14 protein-coding genes are annotated in these 19,428 nt (G+C 64.6%); 9 read left to right on the forward strand and 5 right to left on the reverse strand.

The genetic code is table 11. The features are described 5' to 3' along the window. Window positions 1-8 precede the first annotated feature (8 nt). Window positions 9-743, forward strand: coding sequence for a hypothetical protein (locus AC1RNP_RS13620; protein WP_493051806.1), 735 nt, complete (start codon window positions 9-11; stop codon window positions 741-743). A 99-nt stretch (window positions 744-842) separates the two neighbouring features. Then, window positions 843-3,164, forward strand: coding sequence for an XVIPCD domain-containing protein (locus tag AC1RNP_RS13625; RefSeq protein ID WP_493051807.1), 2,322 nt, complete (start codon window positions 843-845; stop codon window positions 3,162-3,164). A 149-nt stretch (window positions 3,165-3,313) separates the two neighbouring features. Here the strand turns inward: AC1RNP_RS13625 and AC1RNP_RS13630 are convergent, their stop codons facing one another. From AC1RNP_RS13630 to AC1RNP_RS13650, 5 genes are all read right to left on the reverse strand, one after another. Then, on the reverse strand, window positions 3,314-5,233 hold the full coding sequence (locus AC1RNP_RS13630) for an XVIPCD domain-containing protein (protein WP_493051808.1): 1,920 nt from the start codon (window positions 5,231-5,233) through the stop codon (window positions 3,314-3,316). Window positions 5,234-5,244: 11 nt separating this feature from the next. Beyond that, entirely contained in the window at window positions 5,245-5,838 is a 594-nt protein-coding gene (locus AC1RNP_RS13635; protein WP_493051809.1) for a hypothetical protein, read from the reverse strand. Between the two features lie 192 nt (window positions 5,839-6,030). Next, window positions 6,031-8,025 carry an alpha/beta hydrolase family protein gene (locus tag AC1RNP_RS13640; protein WP_493051810.1) on the reverse strand — a complete coding sequence of 665 codons (1,995 nt, stop codon included), beginning with the start codon at window positions 8,023-8,025 and terminating at the stop codon, window positions 6,031-6,033. A 125-nt stretch (window positions 8,026-8,150) separates the two neighbouring features. Further along, on the reverse strand, window positions 8,151-9,152 hold the full coding sequence (locus AC1RNP_RS13645) for an alpha/beta hydrolase family protein (RefSeq protein ID WP_493051811.1): 1,002 nt from the start codon (window positions 9,150-9,152) through the stop codon (window positions 8,151-8,153). A 115-nt stretch (window positions 9,153-9,267) separates the two neighbouring features. Then, the gene (locus AC1RNP_RS13650) at window positions 9,268-10,200 is read right to left on the reverse strand and encodes a carbohydrate kinase family protein (protein WP_226469424.1); all 933 of its coding nucleotides are present in this window, start codon (window positions 10,198-10,200) and stop codon (window positions 9,268-9,270) included. A gap of 318 nt (window positions 10,201-10,518) precedes the next feature. On the opposite strand from AC1RNP_RS13650, the gene AC1RNP_RS13655 reads away from it, so the two are divergent. From AC1RNP_RS13655 to AC1RNP_RS13685, 7 genes are all read left to right on the forward strand, one after another. Next, on the forward strand, window positions 10,519-11,562 hold the full coding sequence (locus AC1RNP_RS13655; protein WP_226469423.1) for a rod shape-determining protein: 1,044 nt from the start codon (window positions 10,519-10,521) through the stop codon (window positions 11,560-11,562). 221 nt (window positions 11,563-11,783) lie between these two features. After that, a complete protein-coding gene (gene mreC / locus AC1RNP_RS13660) occupies window positions 11,784-12,770 on the forward strand; it encodes a rod shape-determining protein MreC (RefSeq protein ID WP_493051812.1) in 987 nt (328 codons plus the stop codon). Next, complete coding sequence (gene mreD, locus AC1RNP_RS13665) at window positions 12,767-13,246, forward strand: rod shape-determining protein MreD (protein WP_493051813.1); 480 nt, start codon at window positions 12,767-12,769, stop codon at window positions 13,244-13,246. The genes mreC and mreD overlap by 4 nt, the downstream gene beginning before the upstream one ends. A gap of 13 nt (window positions 13,247-13,259) precedes the next feature. Further along, window positions 13,260-15,368 (forward strand): penicillin-binding protein 2, encoded by a 2,109-nt coding sequence (gene mrdA, locus AC1RNP_RS13670; protein WP_493051814.1) that lies wholly within the window; start codon window positions 13,260-13,262, stop codon window positions 15,366-15,368. Further along, complete coding sequence (rodA, locus tag AC1RNP_RS13675; protein WP_493051815.1) at window positions 15,365-16,477, forward strand: rod shape-determining protein RodA; 1,113 nt, start codon at window positions 15,365-15,367, stop codon at window positions 16,475-16,477. Before mrdA ends, rodA begins: the two co-directional genes overlap by 4 nt. Before the next feature lie 225 nt (window positions 16,478-16,702). Beyond that, window positions 16,703-17,851 (forward strand): lytic murein transglycosylase B, encoded by a 1,149-nt coding sequence (gene mltB, locus AC1RNP_RS13680; RefSeq protein WP_493051816.1) that lies wholly within the window; start codon window positions 16,703-16,705, stop codon window positions 17,849-17,851. Then, complete coding sequence (locus AC1RNP_RS13685; protein ID WP_493051817.1) at window positions 17,848-19,350, forward strand: septal ring lytic transglycosylase RlpA family protein; 1,503 nt, start codon at window positions 17,848-17,850, stop codon at window positions 19,348-19,350. The genes mltB and AC1RNP_RS13685 overlap by 4 nt, the downstream gene beginning before the upstream one ends. The last annotated feature ends 78 nt before the right edge of the window (window positions 19,351-19,428 follow it).

The raw sequence follows: 19,428 nt of genomic DNA on the forward strand, positions 1-19,428 counted from the left end.
GCTCGCACATGAATCCGAACGCTTTTCCATATGTGGCCGTCCTGTTCGCGATCGCCATCGCCGGTGGCTGCCGCGACCGCGCCGCCGACACCGCGGCCCAGGCGGCCGCCACCGCCGCGGCCAACGAAGCGAAGGCGAAGGAAAACGCCACCGGATTCGACGATGCCGTCGCCAAGGAAAACTGGCCGCTGGCGAAGGCGCAGGCGGACGTGTTGTTCGATCAATATCCCGATACCGAAGCGGCCAGGCGCATCCGCCCGCAGTACGAGGAGATCAAGGCCAAGGCCGAAGCCTCTCGCGAGCAGGCGCGAGTCGCCGCGCTGTGGAGTTACAACACCGAGAACGTGAAGGGCGGGCAGCAATTGTCCGCGGCGATCTATTCCAAGGAGGATGTCGACACCGACGGTAGCGGCGCCAAGCCCGTTCGCCTGATCTTCCGCGACAATCCGGCGTGGGGACGGAGCAGTTATCTCGTGCTGCAGGCCGGCGATTTCGATTGCTACGGTGGCTGCAAGGTCAAGGTGAAGGTGGACGATGCCGCGCCGAAGACAATGGCGGCCCTACGGCCCAAGACCGACGAGGCGATCGCGATGTTCATCAACGATGAGCGCGCGCTGTGGCGGATGACCAAGGGCGCGAAACTGATTGTGATCGAGTTCCCGGTCCAGGCCGGCGGGACGCGCTCGGCGGCGTTCGAAGTGGCGGGGTTGGATCGAGAAAAGTTGCCGAAATGGGGGCGCTGAAAGCCGGCCTGCAACCGTTTTTCTTGACAAGCATTCAGCTGCTATGTCATAGCTATTTGGACTGATATCTATCGAAACCATGGACGGGTGGAGATGGCAATGGATGACCACGACGACAAGAAAAAGCCCAAAGACCCGCAGGATCCGCCCAAGCCGGTGGAGCCGGCCGGCCAGCAATCGGCCGCGCAGATTCCTGATGTCTTCAAGACCACGACGCCGCAGCTGGGCCTGACCTGGCCGCAGTTCTCGTTGCCGGGGACCGGCAGCGGCTATACCTCACGCCTTGGACTCAACGAGCAGAATCAATGGGTGCTTGATGCGTTCGGCCGCCATGCCGATCCGGGTTCGGGCACTACCTTGCTGGGGAACTATTCCGGCAATTTCGATACCCGCACGCATGACCTGCTGTTCGGCGCCAATCGCGGCAACAGCACCTTCGTGGGCGGCCTCGGACTGCATGGCAACGATCTTCTCTTCGCCGCCGGCGGCAAGGGCAGTCAGGGCGAACACAAGTTCCAGGGCGGTCTGGCGGGCAATACCGGCACCGACGTCTATGCGTTGAGTGGCAACTACACCAACGGGCGGCAGCAGTTCGATCTGCTCGCCAGCAGCACGCAGGGTGTGCGCCTGTTCGATCTGACCGGCAAGGGACAGCTCGGCAAGAACGGCAATTTCAACGGTCAGTTCACCTGGGACGAATCGCTCGGCAAGACCGCGCTCGATTTCGATTACACCAATGGCCGCCAGCAGTTCGACCTGCTGGCCAGCAACACCAAGGGCCTGAGTCTGCTCGATGTCACCGGCAAAGGCCGCATCGGCCAGGACGGCGATTTCAACGGTCGCTTCACCTGGGACGAATCGCTGGGCAAGACGGCGCTCGATTTCGACTACAAAAACAGCCGCCAACAGTTCGATCTGCTCGCCAGCCGGACGCAGGGCATGGATTTCGTCGACATCGGCGGCAAGGGCCTGATCGGCAAGGACGGCAATTTCAACGGCCGCTTCCTCTGGGACGAGTCGCTCGGCAAGACGCAGCTCAATTTCGACTATGGCAACGGCCGCCAGCAGTTGAATCTGCTCGCCAGCGACATCAAGGGCATGGGCCTGATCGATCTGAGCGGCAAGAGTAGGCTCGGCGAGAACGGCAATATCGCCGGGCAATTCCTCTGGAACGAACAGCTCGGTAAGACCGACTTCAATCTTGATGTGGGCAAGCAGGATCGCTTCGGCTTTGGCCTCAAGAGTTCGTTCGAGCCGAAGGGGTCGTCGCTCGGCCTGAATGGCTGGTACGCGTTCGGCGAGGAAGGTCGCTTCAATTTCGACTACCTGCGCAACGGCGCCACCAACACGCAGTCGTTGGATGCCAAGCTCGCGTTCGACAAGCGCAATCACCTCAACTTCAACTTCACCGGGCAGCCGAACGGTTACTCGCTGTCAGCCGAATCGGCGTTCGCGTTCTCGGATACGTGGTCGGGACTGGCCAACGGCAAGTACAACAGCGTCGGCAAGCAGTTCGATGCCAATCTCGGCATCGCCGGTCCGAACCTCAAGCTCAACGGCAACTTCGGCGTCAATGGCGATAAGCCCTATTTCGGCGCCAACGGCAGCTATGTCTTCGACAAGCTGGGCTCGAACGTCGGTGCGAATGTTTCCGTCGACCCGAACAACAACAAGTTCCTGGCTGGAGTCGAGATCTCCAAGATGTTCCGCGAGAACGAACATCTGAAGGGAAGCTTCTCGATCGAGGACAGGAAGGGCGAGAAGACCACCTTCCGGCTCGGCGCGGACTACACCCGCGACAATCTGACCGTCTCCGGCAATGTGTACGGGAAGGGCAACGACGTCGGCGTCGGTATCGGCCTGACCTTTCGCTTCGGTGGCGGCTCATCGAAATCCGACCGCGCGACGAAGCCCGCGCCGGTGCCGGCCTATCCGGATTACGCCGACCGAGCGATCGAGAGGGCGGCTCTGCCGCGATCGGTGGCTCCGTTGGAGAGCCAGGATCCCTTGACCAAGGTGAATCAGGCGCTGAGGACGCGCTCCGGCGAAGCGCAGCAGCTGTTCGCCCAGGCGAAGGAAAAGGTGGAGGAACTCAACCGCAATCTTCCGCCGGGCAACAAGGCGTTGCCGGTGCTGGAGACTGCGGCGAGTCTGGCCGTGCTGGCGGAAAAGAACGGATTGCCCAGGATCGGATACGTCACGCTGGGTCAGCCCGTGAACGGTCAGCAGAACCTCTTCATCGGCCAGGAGGCGAACATCGCCGCGCGCACGCCCGCTTCGGACCGGTTGAGCATCAGCGTGCAACAGGCGACCGCGACGCCGGCGCTCGAGAGCGTAAAGAGTCTGCCGGCACCCGCCTCCACGCAATCGCAAGGGGCGACACCGGAAGGGCCGGAAATGGGTGGGCAACATCGGCGCTAGGGCCTTGCCTGGGGTTCCGGCCAACCGATCGATTCCATTGAGGTCAGTGCAAGGTCATTGCATGCCAAGGAAGGGCGGCTGGAGGTAACACGCGAGGCGACAGGCCCTTTCTCTTTCGAGAGAGGGCCTCTGCTGACTATTGATCGGGACTAGCCGTCACCGCCCCCGTCACCCGGGCCGTTCATCGTGATGGCCATCGACATCCTGGGCGCGCTTTCGCTGATTTCTTTCTGCCGGGTAAGTTCTTGCTGTTGCGTCAATTCCCGTGCCTGCGCGAGATCCTGGTTGGCCACCTGCAGCTTTTCATCGGACTGCTCGACCGGAGTGCGGGCAAGCTGCTCGACAGGTGCGAAGGCGCGCTTGTTGGCGGGATCGCCCGGGTCGTTTGGGTTGCCTTCGATCGCGAAGATGTTGCCGTTCTTCGCCAGGATTACATGGTCGACGCGATTGAGCGCGTTTGCTGAGAGCGAATAATCGGCAGCCTCGGGATACATCTCCCGATTGTCCTTGCATGTCACCAGCAAGCCGCGCGCGATGCGCTCGCTCATGTCGTCGTAGGATTTGCCTAACCCATCATCTACCTTGCGCACACCTGCGCGGATTTGCTCCAGCATGGCGTGATCAGGGTGGTCGGGCTCATCGGGACCTTTGCGTTGAGAAGGTGATGATGGCGCGACCGGGACGTATTGGTGATCATGAGCGATATTCACACTTCCGTCCTGGGTATGGTCGAAACGGTGTAGCGCGGCTGGCGTCTGGCTGCTGTCGTAGTAGGGCCGCGGCGTTTTGTTGGTCCCGAGGTCGATGCCTTCCTTCTCCAGCAACTCCTCACTCAAGCGCGCGGCGGCCATGTTGATCGTCATTTGTGGCATCACGCCGTTTACAGGCTGGGCGAAACGCCTTTCGAGACCGATCGTTTGCTCGACGGCGAAAGTGCCATAGTAATTGGAATAGTCCGAGGTTCCCTTTTCACCTATGCCAAGCGAACGCTGGCCTGGCTGTGCATGAGCGTGATCTGGCTTGTTGAAGTAGTGCTGCCCCATCGCGGTGACGTTGCCCGCAGACATGGAAAGAGTTCCGTCCTGATTGAACGTGAGTCCCGATAGGGGGCGAGCCTTGATGGTGGCCGTGACCGTCGGATCCTGCTCGATGAAGTCTTTCACGCGACCGTTTCCAGTCGTCAGCATCAAATCCAGCTCAGGCGCGAGCGGTTGAATTTGCTTTTGACGGCTCATCAGTGCGTTCCAGCCCGCGATCTCCGCTTTTGCTTCATCGTCACGGCCGGCTTGAATGTAATTGCTGATAGGGGCTGTATAGTCGTGTATTGGCTGCGTACTTTTCGCTATATTGCCAGTGTCCGTGAAGAACGTTTGCAATGCTTGCTGTTTGGTCGAGTGATTGAAGCCATGTTGAATTTCATGGCCGAGTACGAAAGTCATATCGTCGCCGTCAAATCGCCCTTGCTGGTTTGCCGTAGTCTTGGTTTGCAGGTCGAGGGCTGGCAGCCGCATCGTCTTGTCGCCACCGTTGTATGTGCCGCCAGCCGCGAAGCCAGGGGCGATCAAGTCGAAATGTTCTAAGTGTGTACGTCGATATCGATCTGTGGTGTCGACCTCGGTTGCGCCCTTCTTGATCTGTTTTGCGAGCAAAGGCGACTGGTTGATTGTTGACTGCAAGTTGTCAACCATGTCCTGTGAGACAGGCTGCGAATTACTCGCGGAATCCAGGTGGGTCTTATGTGCGAACTCGACGGACATCTGCTGCACTTTGACGGTTGCCTTTAGGTCGGCGCTTGCCGTAGTGCCGGATGGTTGAAAGCTGGAATTCGGAAGCGTGACGACACCGCTCTGTATGTCGTATGTTCCGACTAGATTCGGTGTCGAGTTCGTCGCTGATTGCAGCGCGAAGCCTTTCAATTGCCCGGCTTGCGCCTGCTGATTCAACTCATGCAATTGTTGGGCACTGCCAGTAACCGCTGCGCGAAGTTGGGCCGCTTGGTCAGGCGTGACGCCAGGCTGATTGGCGAATTGTGTCAATGCAGCTTCCAGCTGCTGATTTGGGTTTGCCATTCCTTGGCTCCTTATGCGCTAGGTCGCACACCCATCTGACAGACATAGTCATTTTCGATAGCGGTCTCCGTTGGCGTCATCTTTACGCCAATTTCGAGGAAAGACCCGTCGTCCCTGTAATACGTCCATCCCGTTCTCAAACCGTTTGAAACAATGAAAGGCATGCTTGATTCAAAGCGCGGGAGTGAGCGGAGAAGGAAGGTGATTGGTAGGGGGCATGCAGGCGACGAATTGCTGTCGGTAAATTCCACCCCGGCCCCGTTTTTTGGATCAAATGCAATCGTGTACTTGTACCCTTGGCTGAGGTCTCCGGAAGCCACAAAATTTCCCCGGTCAGTCGGCTCTAGCCGAATCCGCATAACGGCTTGGACGCGCTCAAGGGTGATGTCGGAGCTGGATTTGATCTCGTTGATTAGCTTCAGGAACCGATTGCCCATTTCCTCAGCAGTGGGGGCCGGGCTAGCGGTGGGGGCTTCGGGCGATACCATGTTGACGGGCTCCTTGGCGGTCGGCGAGACGGTTTCGGTAAGGCCATGTGCGCAGGCGCAGAGGGACAAGCCGCAGGACACGGCGAGCGCGAGGATGGAAAAGAAGCGTGGCCCCATGAAGCTGTCCTTGCGTGGTTCGCGTAAACCGTAGTGGCGGGGGTGTGAAAGAGGAGTTAAGTCCCGGTGAGAAAACGCGGTAAAACTTCTTTCCGAGAGCAATTCATATCTGATGAAAAAAGATTGGTGGCACTGTCCGTCACTTGCCTTTTCCCGTCACCCGTCTCGCGGAAATTTTGAGTGTTGGCGACATCAGTCGGCAGCGGCCTGTGCTTCGGCTTCCACAGGATTGTGCTTCTCCACGAACGCCACCGCCGCGCGCAGCATGTCGATGCGCGTGGCTTCTCGCGACAAGTAATGATCCTCGCCGTTGAGGGTGATCATCTCCACTGGTTTGTCTGCCTTTTCAAGCGCGCGCTTCATCAGCTGGCTTTGTCGGATCGGAACGATCGTGTCGTCCTTGCCGTGGATCAGCAGCACCGGTGCATCCGCGCGCGTGGCGAGGCGGGTCGGGGAAAGGGCTTCAAGCAGGTCGTCGCCGGTGTTTTTCGCGCCGAGGTACTGCATCCAATAGCGCATGCCATCGGCGCCCAGGCGGGTGCGGCGTTCGGTGAGGAAATCCTTGAGATCGGTGACGCCTGCCACCGCGACGGCGCAGCGATACAGCCCTTGCTGCAAGGTGATGCCGGCCAGCGCGGCGTAGCCGCCATAGCTGGCGCCGACGATGCAGGCGCGTTGCGGATCGACAATGCCTTGGCGTGCGAGTTCGGCCACGCCGTCGGAAATATCGGTCTGCATCTTGCGTCCGAATTCGCCGTGTCCCGCGTTGACCAGGCCGACGCCGTAACCGGCGGAACCGCGGAAGTTCGGCTGCCACACCGCGTAGCCGCGGCTGGCATAGGCCTGCGCCCAGAAATCGAACGACGGGTAGTCGCGCGCCTGCGGGCCACCGTGCGGCAATACCACCAGTGGAAGTTTCTTCGGGTCGCGGCCCGGCGGCAGGGTGAGAACGCCTTGCAGTTTCGTGCCGTCGGCGGCCTTGTAATCGATCATCTTGAAGGGGCCGACCTGCTCGGGCTTCACTCCCGGATATTGCTCGCCCAGGTAGTCGGCCTTGGCGGGTTTGCCGGCGATGCGGGCGTCGACCAGCCACCAGGTGCCGGCGTCGCCCGGCCCTTCGGTCTTCACCACCAGGCGCTTGAAGTCGTCGCTCCACGATTCGAAGCCGACTTGCAGTTGCGGAAAGGCCCGGCGCGTGGCGTCGAGCAGCGCCTGCTGCCTGGCGTCGAACATGATCAGTTCGGGGTTGTCGCCTTCGCGCAGAGTGCCGGTCAGCAGCCCGGTGCCAGGATCGAATTTGAAACTCCGCACGGGATCTTCAGAGAGGATTTCCTGTTTTTCACCCGTGGCGAGTGACGCTTCCATGTAGTGGGTGGCGCCTTGCTCGTCGTGGACCGCGTACAGGACGGTGCCGGCCGTGCGGCCCTGTCCGATGATCCAGTTCTCGCCGAGCGTGTCCTTGCGTTTTTCGATCAGCTTGCCGGACATCGTGCCGGCGTACAGGCGCCAGTCGGCGCTCTTGTCCTCGTAGCGCGCGGTGGCGAGCACGGTGCCGTCCCGGCCGACCAGCCAGCCGGCGCCGTTGCCGGAACTGCTTTCGGCGAGCCTGCGGAAACCGCCGGATTCCAGATCGACGCTGACCAGATCCGGATCGCCGTCGAGCAGGGTGCGCTCGCCCGACAATCCGGTGGAGTTGGACATCAGCGGCGCGGAGAAGAAGCCGACCCAGCGGCCGTCGCGCTGCGCGTAGCCGTAGCGGCCGTTGACCGACCCCAGGAAGCGCGAATCCTTGAGCAGCGGTTTGAGCTGCTTCTTGACCACGTCCAGGATCATCACCTGGGCGAGTTCGTAAGCGCCGCCGTACCACATGCCGAGGTTGTAGCGATCGCTGATGGTGATGGCGATGAAGTTCTCGCCGGCCCAGTCGAGATCGCGCACCTTCACCGTGCCGACATCCACGAGCGTGAGCAGTGCTTTGTCTCCATCCACTTCGCGCACGTACAGGCGGCGCTTGTTGCCGTCGGTGGCGATGAAGGCGAAGCGGTCGCCGGAGGGCGACAGTTCGAGTTCTTCGATGGCGGGCAGGCGGCCGTAGGCCTCGATCGGTGGCGGCGCGGCGCGCAGAGGCGTCGCCGCAAGACAGAGCAATAGCGGCGCGAATGCGCGCAGATTCCGGAAGCTGTACATGGCGGCCCTTTCCATCTGCCCCTGGCCGCCGGGAATTGTGTGACGCGGTTACAGTTCGTGCAACCGATTGGTGCGGTGTTAGCTGGTGCGGATGCCGGCGGCGGCCGGGACGCGCCGGCACGCGTTCATTTCAGGGTCTTGTCGAAGAAGGCGACCGCGTCCCGGTTGATCTGGCGATGCGCGGCGGCGCGATCGATGCCGGCGGGATCGGTGCAGATCACCGGAACCGCCTTGGCCAGTTCTTCCGGGCACGGCGGCAGGAAGACGTAGTGCTCGGCGCCTTCGATCTCGCGATAGCGATAGAGATTGGGCAGCAGCGGACGGATGCGTCTGGCGTTTTCGTCCGGCAGCAGTACCTGGTCCTTGGCGGCGGCGTACAGGAACACGGGATTGCGGACGTCCTTGAGGCCGTCGTCCGGGATGATCAGGCTCAGCGGCGCCATCGAGAAGGCGGCGCGCACGCGCGGGTCAACGGTTGGCGGGGGATCCTTGAGGGTGTACGGGTTCCAGTTCGGCGGCGCCTTCGATCCGGTCGGGCAGACCTCCGGAGTGTTTGGATACTTCTCGCAGAAGTCCTTGAACCGCCAGAAATTCGCGTGGGCGCCCAGCAGGAGCAAGGCGGTATAGCCGCCGGCCGAAAAGCCGGCCGCGCCGATCCGCTTGGGGTCGAGATGTGCTTTCAGCTGCGGATCGGCCAGTGCGGCCGAAATCGTCGCGCTGGCCTGCCAGGCGCGGCCGAGCAGCACGCGGTCGGTGCCGGCGCCGGATTGGTCGTTGTAACTGTCTCCGGTCTGGTCCGGCATCGCGACGACGTAGCCGTGACGCGCCAGTGCCTCGGCCAGATCGTGGTGCCCGAACTTGCTGCCGCCGTGGCCATGCGAGAGCAGGATCAGCGGGAAGCGGCCCTTCGCGATCGGCGCGTCCATCTGCGCCTGCACCGCATACGGGCCCATCTGGGTGACCGCATCGGGTTTGGCTGTGGAGGCGGGATAGACGACCGCGAACGGGACGGTGGTGCCGGTGACCGGTTCCTTGGTTTCCAGGACGCGCAGGCCGAGGCCTTTGGCTTGTGCGGAGCCGGCGGCAAGCGCCAGCAGCAGGAGAAACGCGACGGGCATGCGGGGCATTGCGGCTCTCCCGAAGATTGGGGAGGCGATCCTCGCCTGCATGAAGACGTCGATCCAGTGCCGTTCGTCCCGGCGCAGGATCGACGCTCCGTCGTCAACTCAAACGCGTGAAGCCTTACAGCGCGTAGCCGAACTGCTGTTTGAACTGCTCGGCGAATTCCTCGTAATCGAAGCGCTGGTTCTGCGTGCCTGGATGTTCCACCTTCAGCGCGCCCATCAGGTTGCCGATGCGGCCGATGGTCATCCAGTCGTAGTCCTTCTCGATGCCGAACAGCAGGCCGGCGCGGAAGGCGTCGCCGCAGCCGGTGGGGTCGGTGACGCGGCGTTCGTGTGCGGGCGGCACGTCGTAAATCTTGCCGCCGGCGTAGATCACCGCGCCCTTGGGGCCGCGCGTGGCGATGTAGGCCTTCACCTTGCCGGCGATCTCTTTCTCGCTGTAGCCGGTGCGTTCCTGCAGCAGGTTGGATTCGTAGTCGTTGACGGTGACGTAGTCGGCCTGGTCGATGAAGGCGCGCAGCTCGGCGCCGTTGAACAGCGGCATGGCCTGGCCGGGGTCGAAGATGAAGGGGATGCCGGCCTCGCTGAATTCCTTGGCGTTCTGCAGCATGCCCTCGTAGCCATCGGGGCTGACGATGCCGATGCTCACGTTCGGCACGTCGCGGACGTGGTTCTCGTAGGACCGCATCATCGCGCCCGGATGGAAGGCGGTGATCTGGTTGTTGTCGTGATCGGTGGTGATGAAGGCCTGCGGGGTGAACAGCTCCGGGATTTCCTTGACGCGATCGAGGTTGATCTGCAGTTCCTGGAAATGTTCGCGATATGGGCCGAAATCCTGGCCGACGGTGGCCATCGGGATCGGGTCGCCGCCCAGCAGTTTCAGGTTGTAGGCGATGTTGCCGGCGCAGCCGCCGAACTCGCGGCGCATGCGCGGCACCAGGAACGACACGTTCAGGATGTGCACCTTGTCCGGCAGGATGTGGTTCTTGAACTGGTCGGGGAACACCATGATGGTGTCGTAGGCCAGGGAACCGCAGATCAGTGCAGCCATCTTGAGGAACTCGTCGTTGGTGGTTTGGGCAAGACGGGAAAGGTTAGCGGGACGGGTGCGCGGAGGCCAGCAAAAAGCGCTCGCGCCTCCGGATGCAGGGGGAGGGCTGGGGTGGGCGTCGGCTTTTTCGCGCGGAATTCGGCGCTGCGCGCCTCGTCTCCCTCCCGGGCTCCCCTGTCTCATCGCGCTGAAGGCGCGGTTCGGTGCGGGGAGAGGTGTCAAAGGCGAAAGAACAGGCAATAAAACAGCGTGCTGGCAGCGCTTTTTTGCTAGGCTAACCGCCCTTTTCCCCCAGCCCTCCCAGCGGCGGCGCCCCCGATGTTCAAGAAGTTTCGCGGCCTGTTCTCCAATGACCTGTCCATCGACCTGGGCACCGCCAACACCCTGATTTTCGTCCGTGGCCAGGGCATCGTGCTCAACGAGCCTTCGGTCGTGGCGGTGCGGCAGGACCGCGCCGGTGGTCCCAAGACCGTGGCCGAGGTCGGCACCGCCGCCAAGCAGATGCTGGGCCGCACGCCGGGCCACATCACCACGCACCGGCCGATGAAGGACGGCGTGATCGCCGACTTCACCTACACCGAGGAAATGCTCAAGCACTTCATCAAGAAGGTGCACAAGTCGCGCTTCCTGCGTCCCAGCCCGCGCGTGCTGATCTGCGTGCCCTGCGGCTCGACCCAGGTGGAGAAGCGGGCAATCAAGGAATCGGCACTGGAAGCCGGCGCCCGCGACGTCTCGCTGATCGAGGAGCCCATGGCCGCCGCGATCGGCGCCGGCATGCCGGTGACCGAGGCGCGCGGCTCGATGGTGGTGGACATCGGCGGCGGCACCACCGAGGTGGCGGTGATCGCGCTCAACGGCATCGTCTATTCGCAGTCGGTGCGCATCGGTGGCGATCGCTTCGACGAGGCCATCATCAGCTACGTGCGCCGTCACCACGGCATGCTGATCGGCGATACCACCGCCGAGAAGATCAAGATCGACATCGGCTGCGCCTATCCGCAGGAGCGCGTGCTGGAGATGGAAGTCTCCGGCCGCCACCTCGCCGAGGGCGTGCCGAAGATGGTGAAGATCAATTCCAAGGAAGTGCTGGAAGCCCTGCGCGAACCGCTGTCGGGCATCGTCAGCGCGGTGAAGCAGGCGCTGGAACAGACGCCGCCGGAACTGTGCGCGGACGTGGCCGAGCTTGGCATCGTGCTCACCGGCGGCGGCGCGCTGCTGCGTGATCTGGACCGTCTGCTCAGCGAGGAAACCGGCCTGCACGTGCAGGTGGCGGAGGATCCGCTGACCTGCGTCGCCCGCGGGGGCGGGCGCGCGCTGGAGCTGCTGGACACGCACGGCAACGAGTTTTTCGCTTACGAGTAAGCATCGGGCAGCAAAGCGAAGTATGGTTGCTTTCCCTTCTCCCTCCGGGAGAAGGTGCCCCGCAGGGGCGGATGAGGGCGGGAACATTCCGCGTCATGGAGCGCACCTATATGGAGCGCACCTAGGCTAGTGATTCTCCCGCCATCCTCCGGCGCTGCGCGCCACCTTCTCCCGGGGGGAGAAGGCAAAAACAGCCTTCAAATTCCCTTCCGCGCCAGTCCGTGCCCGCCTACGCCAGTCCAACTCCGAACAACAGCGGCGATGTCGCAGGCACGCTGCGGTTGCTGGCGTTCCTGGCGCTGTCGATCGCGCTGATCGTGTTCGATCATCGCGGCGGCTGGCTGTCGGCGGTGCGCGCGCAAGTCAACGTCGCCGTGCAGCCGCTGTGGTGGCTGGCCGGTCTGCCGGCGCGGCTGGGCGAGAGCATGCGCGACGACGCGGTGACGCGCACGCGGCTCACCGAGGAGAACCGCCGCCTGCGCAACGAGATCCTGGTCGGCAACGCGCGGCAGGCCCGGTTGCAGGTGGCGGCGGCGGAGAACGAGCGCCTGCGTGGCCTGCTCGGCGCGGCCCAACGCGGCCAGCTTGATGTGCAGTTGGCGCCGATCCTGGATATCGACCTCGATCCGACCCGGCAGCGCCTGATCCTCAACGCCGGCACCCGCAACGGCGTGCGCCTGGGGCAGAGCGTGATCGATGCCGGCGGCCTGGTCGGCCAGATCATCGAAGCGACATCGACCACGGCCACGGTGCTGCTGATCACCGACCCTGACCATGCCGTGCCGGTGGCGGTGGCGCGCAACGGCGTGCGCCTGATCGCCTACGGCAAGGGCCGCAGCGACGAACTCGATCTGGCCAACATCCCGCTCTCCGGTGACGTGCAGAAGGGTGATGCCATCATCACCTCCGGCATCGGCGGGCGCTTCCCGGCCGGATTCCCGGTCGGCACGGTGGCGGAATTGCATCCGGACGACAGCCGCGCGTTCCTGGTCGGCAAGCTCAAGCCGGCGGCCCAGCTCGATCGCGGCCGCGACGTGCTGTTGCTGCGCAGCGTGGTGACGGCGCCGCCGCTGGCGACGCCTGCGGCCTCGGCGGCAGCCGAAAATCCGGCGGTGACCGGGGCGGCGGCGACGCGAGTGGAACTTCCGAATGCGCAGCCTCCAGCTGCCGCAGGGGAACAAGCTAAAAGCCAGGAGCCTCGTCGATGAGCCGCCCGCGTCGCGCCTGGCTGCTGCCGGTCAGCGTGCTGCTGGCCCTGCTGCTCGGCCTGTTGCCGATGCCGGCGGTGCTGCAGCCGTTCCGCCCGTACTGGCTGGCGCTGGTGGTGGCGTACTGGGTGATCGAGACGCCGGAGCGCGCCGGCCTCGGCTTCGCCTTCCTCATGGGCCTGCTCGGCGATCTCGTCTTCGGCGGCATCCTCGGCGAACAGGCGCTGCGCCTGACGGTGATGGCCTTCATCCTGCAGCGCTTCCGTTCGCAGTTGCGCTTCTTTCCGTTGTCGCAGCAGGCGCTGGCGATCGGCGGCCTGCTGCTCAACGATCGCGTGGTGACCGCGGCCGTGCATCTGGCGCTGGGCGCGCCGCAGTTGCCGTGGGGCTACTGGTGGGCGCCGCTGATCGGCATGCTGCTGTGGGCGCCGTTGTTCCTGTTGTTCGACGCCTTGCGGCTGGGGCGGAGATCATGAGCAGGCTGTGGTGATGCGGCGGCCACAACGCCAGCGAATCAAGAACCAGCACGCGGAATCGGCGCAGTTCCGCCTGCGCGCCCTGCTCGGTTTCGCGATCGTGGTGCTGTGCCTGGGCGGACTGGCGGCGTGGTACTTCAAGCTGCAGGTGGTCGATCACGCCGACTACGCCAAGCGGTCGGAAGCCAATCGCGTCAAGCCGCGTCCGGTGGTGCCGGCGCGCGGGCTGATCTACGACCGCAAGGGCCGCATCCTCGCCGACAACGTGCCGGCGTTCCGCCTCGACGTGGTGCCCGAAACGGCGGGCGACACGAAAGTGCTGATCGAGCACCTGTCGAAGATCATCGCGCTCACGCCCGACGACATCGCCCAGTTCGAGCGCGTGCGCAAGGCCAAGCGCGGCTTCAATGCCGTCACGCTGAAGCTGCGGCTCACGCCCGAGGAAATCTCGCGCTTCGCCGTCGACCAGTGGCGCTTCCCCGGCGTGACGGTCGAGCCGTACCTGACACGCCGTTACCCCTACGGCGAACTGTTCGCGCACATCGTCGGCTATGTCGGCCGCACCGACGAGAAGGACATCGCCGCCTTCGGCGCCGAGCATGGCGTGTTCACGCATACCGGGCGTTCGGGCATCGAGCGTTTCTACGACGAGGCGCTGCGCGGCAAGATCGGCTTCGAGGAAGTGAAGACCAACGTCGAGGGCCGGCCGCTGGGCCGAGAGGGGCGCGTCCCCGCCATTGCCGGTACCGATCTGCGCCTGTCCGTGGATGCCGATCTGCAGCGCGCGATGGTGGACGCCTTCGGCGACAACGACGGCGCCGCCGTGGCGATCGATCCCAAGACCGGCGAAATCCTCGCCATGGTCAGCCTGCCGAGCTACGACCCGAACCTGTTCGTCAACGGTATCTCCAACACCGACTACCGGCGCCTGATGGACAATCCGTCACGGCCGCTGTTCAACCGCAACGTGCTCGGCGGTGGTCCACCCGGATCGACGATCAAGCCGTTCGTGGCCCTGGCCGGCCTGGAGAGCGGCCTGCGCCGGCCGCAGGATCAGGTGTTCTCCACCGGCGAGTTCCACATTCCGGGGCAGCGCCGCGGTTACCGCGACGCGCATGGCGGCTCGGGCTGGACCAATCTGCGCAAGTCGATCGCGCAATCGGTGAACTACTACTACTACAAGCTCGCCTACGACATGGGCATCGCCCGTTTCGACAGCTACATGCGCCGCTACGGCTTCGGCCAGCCGACCGGCATCGACATGATGGGCGAGAACGACGGCATCGTGCCGTCGCCGCAATGGAAGGCCAAGCGCAGCAAGGAACCGTGGTATGCCGGCGAGACGGTGATCTCCGGCATCGGCCAAGGCTACTGGATCGCGACCACGCTGCAACTCGCGCGCGGCGTGGCCGCGATCGCCGACAACGGGCAGGGGCGCCGCCCGCATCTGGCGCGCGATCGCCGCGACGGTTTCGACAAGCCGTGGACGCCGATGCCGCAGCCGGCGCCGACGCCGCTCACCTCGCAGGTGGGCTACGTGCGCGAGATCCAGGGCGGCATGGAAGGCACGATCTACGATCCGGGCGGCACCGGCCGCGCGATGGCGCGCGGCGCGCCGTATCGCATGGCCGGCAAGACCGGCACGGCGCAGAAGATCAGCCGCCGCGGCAATGTCAGCCTCAACCCGCACAGCCTACCGCTGCATCTGCGCCATCAGGCCTGGTTCGTCGGCTACGCGCCGGCGGAGGATCCGCAGATCGCGATCGCCGTGATCGTCGAGCACGGCGGCTTCGGCGGCAGCGCCGCCGCGCCGGTGGCACGCAAGGTGTTCGACACCTGGCTGCTCGGCAAATTGCCCGAGCGCGATCCGGACAGCATTCCCTTCACCGCGATCGGCGCGGAAGCGGTCGCCGCCGCGGACCTGGATAAATTGCCGCCGAAGCCCGAGGACGCGGTGCCGGAGCGGGCGCGCCGGTTCCTGCCGGTGTCGGGCGCGGCACCTTCGTCCGCGACGCCCGCCGTGGTTGAACCGGTCGAAACGGCCGATACGAGCGAGGAAGACATCGATCCGGCTGCGATCCCGACCGATGCTTCCGCCACGCAAACGGGAGCGACGCATTGAGCACCATCCTGCGCTGGCTTCTGGAGCTGTTCCTGCGCGTCACCCGCACGCTCGACTGGGCCCTGATCGCGCCACTCGTCGCCCTGATGGCGATCGCGCTCGCCGTGCTCTACAGCGCCGGCGGCGACAACGGCATGCAGCTGGTGATCGCGCAGAGCGCGCGCTACGTGGTCGGCCTGGGCGCGATGTGGGCATTGTCGTGGATGTCGCCGCTGCGCCTGCGCGATCTCACGCCGACGGTGTTCGCCGCCACGTTGATCCCGTTATTGCTGGTGCTGGCGATCGGCACCGGCAAGCACGGACGGCACTGGCTGGACCTGAAGCTGTTCTACTTCCAGCCGTCTGAATTGCTCAAGCTCAGCCTGCCGATGATGGCGGCCTGGTATCTCGACAGGCAGTGGCTGCCGCCACGCATCACGACCGTGCTGATGACGGCCGTCATCATCCTGGTGCCGACCGGATTGGTGATGCTGCAACCGGATTTCGGCACGGCGATGCTGGTGGCGATCAGCGGCGCGTTCGTGCTGTTCCTGGCGGGCCTGCCGTGGTGGTGGTTCGCGCTCGGCTTCGGCGGCATCGCGGCGGCGGCGCCGATCGCCTGGTTCTGGTTCCTGCGGCCGTACCAGAAGGACCGCATCCTCACCTTCCTCGATCCCGAATCCGATCCGCTCGGCACCGGCTGGAACATCATCCAGTCGAAGATCGCGATCGGTTCCGGGGGCATGAGCGGGCAGGGCTGGGGGCAGGGCTCGCAATCGCATCTGAACTACCTGCCCGAGCACACCACCGACTTCATCTTCGCGGTGCTGTCGGAGGAATTCGGCTGGATGGGCGTCGCCACGGTGCTGGCGCTGTACCTGTTCATCGTCGGCCGATGTCTGTGGATCGCGGCCGAATCGCGCGATGGTTATTCGCGCCTGCTCGCCGGCAGTCTCGGCCTCGCCTTCTTCGTCTACGTGATCGTCAACGGCGGCATGATTTCCGGCCTGCTGCCCGTGGTCGGCGTACCGATGCCGTTGCTCAGTTATGGCGGCACCGCTGCGGTGTCGTTGCTGGCCGGCATCGGCGTGGTGATGGCGGTGCGCAATCATCGGCCGATTCATGCGTAGGTTTTTCGCGGTCTTGGGACGCTTGGCTTTTGCTCGTCATTCCCGCGAAGGCGGGAATCCAGTGTCTTGCTTGCCTCTCGCGCGGATTCTGACTGAAGAGCCAAAGTCGCTGGATTCCCGCCTTCGCGGGAATGACGAGCGAACTCCTTGAAGTCCGGAAACTCTGACAATCGAGGCTGAACACGTGGTCAGCTGCCTTCGCGCACGCGTGCTACCCTCGCGCCGATGATCCGACGCGCCCACGCCTTCGCACCGTTCATCGCTCTGATCCCGCTCACGCTCGCTGCGTGCGCGACGCAGGCGATCCCTCATCCCTCGACAAGCAAGGTTGCCGCGCCGACACCGGTGATGGCGCCTGCCACGCCGACGTTGTTGCCGAAAGTGCCGCAGCCGCCGGAACGTCCGGTGGCGCCGCCGTCGGTGACCGATCCGGCGATTCCGATGGAGCAGCGCGTCGCCGCCTTCGTCGATTACACCGCGCAGACCTACGGCGTCGATCCGAATTTCATTCGTTCGACGCTGGCGCAGGCGGTGTATCAGCAGAAGATCATCGATGCGATCACGCGCCCGGCCGAAGCGGTGAAGCCGTGGCGCGACTATCGCCCGATCTTCATGACCGACGCGCGCATCGAGGGCGGCCGCGCGTTCTATGCCGAAAACCGCGAGGCGCTCGACCGCATCAGTGCCGAAACCGGCGTGCCTGCGGAGATGATCGTCTCGATCATCGGCGTGGAGACCAATTACGGGAAGAACACCGGCAGCTATCGCGTGATCGATGCGCTGTACACGCTGGCGTTCTGGCACCCCAAGCGTGCGCCGTTCTTCGCGGGTGAGCTGGCACAGTTGTTCGGGCTGGTGAAGGAAGAGCCGCAGCTCGACATCCTGACGCTGAAAGGCAGCTACGCCGGTGCGATGGGCATGGGGCAGTTCATGCCGTCGAGCTGGCGCAACTGGGGCAAGGACGGCGACGGCGATGGCCGCCGCGATTTGCTCACGCACAAACCCGACGTGTTCGCCTCGATCGCCAATTATTTCGTCGCGCATGGCTGGGAGCGCGGCGGCGCGGTGGTCGCACGCGTGGCGCGTGCGCCGGAGGCCGCCGATTTTGTGCCGGAAGGCGACCCGAAGGCGCTGGACCCGATCTATCCGCAGGCCTATTTCGCCGCGCGCGGCTATCGTCCGCAGCCCGGCGAGCCGGTCGTCGAGGGCGCCATATTGCTCTCGCTCGATGGCGAGGCGGGCAAGGAATACTGGTTCGGCTATCGGAACTTCTACGTCATCAGCCGCTACAATCGTTCCCCGATGTATTCGCTCGCCGTCTATCAGCTGGCGCAGGCGATCCGTAACGGTACGGTTGGCAGCGGCACACCATGAGACGGTGGCTGCTCTCGTCGGCGATCCTGGCTTCGATGCCGCTCGTGCTGGCGTCTTGCGCCAGCAACCCCAAGAAATCCGCTTCCGAAGCCGTGGCGCTGCCTGAGAAAGGCTCGATCGGACGTTCGACGCTGCCGCAGGGGCGCAACAAGCGTTCGCCGTATGCGCCGGCGCAGGAAGATCCGAGCAAACGCGGCAATTACACGCGCGGCGGTTTGTACGCGCCGGGCGTCGCAGACAGCGCGCCGGACCATATTCCGGACGTCGATGCGATTCCCGAGCCTGATGTCGTCGATGAACCGCGGTCCTCCTACGGCAACCGCACGCCGTACAAGGTGCTCGGCAAATCGTACCGGGTGCTCGACAGTGCCAAGGGTTACGACGAGAGGGGCACCGCCTCGTACTACGGCAACAAGTTCCACGGCCGCCGCACGTCCAATCTCGAGGTGTACGACATGTACGCCTTCACCGCGGCGCACAAGACGCTGCCGCTGCCGAGCTTCGCGCGCGTGACCAATCTCGACAACGGCAAGTCGGTGGTGGTGCGCGTCAACGATCGCGGGCCGTTCCACGACGGGCGCCTGATCGATCTGAGTTACGCGGCGGCGGTGAAGCTCGGCATCCATCCACGCGGCACCGGTCGCGTCGAGGTGGTCGGTCTGAGCCCCGGTGAGAACGCCCGCAATGATTACGACGCGGTTGCCTCGCGGCGCGACGAGCCGGCGGCGAAGCCGGTTGCCGATGGTGGTGCGACCAGGCTTCCGCCGGGGGTGCGCATCGCCACCGGCAAGCCCACCCCGCTGCGCGCGGGCACGGCTTCGGGCGCGACGACTGCCTCTTCCAGCGCCATCGACACCTTGGTGCAGGCCCTGCCGATCGCCAGCGCCAATGCCAGCGAACGGCCGCCGACCACCGTCGCCAGTGCCGGCTCGCGAACGGCGGCGCCCGCCGCTGACAAGGCGCCGCCGCCCGCTTCCAGCGACCTCGACTGGCGTTTCGACATGCGCCAGGACGGCCGCGCGATGACCGCCGACGAATTCGACGCCTGGATGAAGGCGCGCCGCGCCCGCGTGGCGACCGGCAAGGCCGGGAAGCCCGACCCCTATGGCTCGGCGTCGCCCGAAGCCCGCCTGGCCGCGACGCGCAAGCCGACCAGGGAGGCGCGGAAAGAGGCCCGGATGGAGGCCCGCCGTGCCGAGGTCCCTGTCGCGAAGGAATCCATCGCCGCCGCCGCGGAGCCCGCACCGTCGGTGCCGGTGGCCGCGAAAGACGGCGTGACGCTGCAGGTCGCCGCCTTCGGCGCGCGCGCCAACGCCGAGCGCGCGCTATCGATGCTCAAGGGCGCCGGCGTGTCCGACGCGCGCCTGTTCGACGGCACTTCCGCCGGCAAGCCGATCTGGCGGCTGCGTGTCGGTCCGGTCGACAACGGGCGTGTCGCGGAACTGTCGAGCCGCGTTGTTGGTCTGGGATTCGGCCAGCCCCAGGTCGTTCGCGATTAGAATTCGGGGACGCGGGTCCCTCCGCAAGAGCCCGCACACCTCCCCGCGCTGACGGCGCGGCCCGATGTGCGGACTTTC

The organism is Luteimonas sp. GW821-FHT14E02 (assembly GCF_058803905.1).

Coding starts and splice junctions, on each gene's coding strand:
- AC1RNP_RS13620 (WP_493051806.1), top strand. CDS start 9: ATGAATCCGAACGCTTTTCCATATGTGGCCGTCCTGTTCGCGATCGCC.
- AC1RNP_RS13625 (WP_493051807.1), top strand. CDS start 843: ATGGATGACCACGACGACAAGAAAAAGCCCAAAGACCCGCAGGATCCG.
- AC1RNP_RS13630 (WP_493051808.1), bottom strand. CDS start 5,233: ATGGCAAACCCAAATCAGCAGCTGGAAGCTGCATTGACACAATTCGCC.
- AC1RNP_RS13635 (WP_493051809.1), bottom strand. CDS start 5,838: ATGGGGCCACGCTTCTTTTCCATCCTCGCGCTCGCCGTGTCCTGCGGC.
- AC1RNP_RS13640 (WP_493051810.1), bottom strand. CDS start 8,025: ATGTACAGCTTCCGGAATCTGCGCGCATTCGCGCCGCTATTGCTCTGT.
- AC1RNP_RS13645 (WP_493051811.1), bottom strand. CDS start 9,152: ATGCCCCGCATGCCCGTCGCGTTTCTCCTGCTGCTGGCGCTTGCCGCC.
- AC1RNP_RS13650 (WP_226469424.1), bottom strand. CDS start 10,200: ATGGCTGCACTGATCTGCGGTTCCCTGGCCTACGACACCATCATGGTG.
- AC1RNP_RS13655 (WP_226469423.1), top strand. CDS start 10,519: ATGTTCAAGAAGTTTCGCGGCCTGTTCTCCAATGACCTGTCCATCGAC.
- mreD (WP_493051813.1), top strand. CDS start 12,767: ATGAGCCGCCCGCGTCGCGCCTGGCTGCTGCCGGTCAGCGTGCTGCTG.
- mrdA (WP_493051814.1), top strand. CDS start 13,260: ATGCGGCGGCCACAACGCCAGCGAATCAAGAACCAGCACGCGGAATCG.
- mltB (WP_493051816.1), top strand. CDS start 16,703: ATGATCCGACGCGCCCACGCCTTCGCACCGTTCATCGCTCTGATCCCG.
- AC1RNP_RS13685 (WP_493051817.1), top strand. CDS start 17,848: ATGAGACGGTGGCTGCTCTCGTCGGCGATCCTGGCTTCGATGCCGCTC.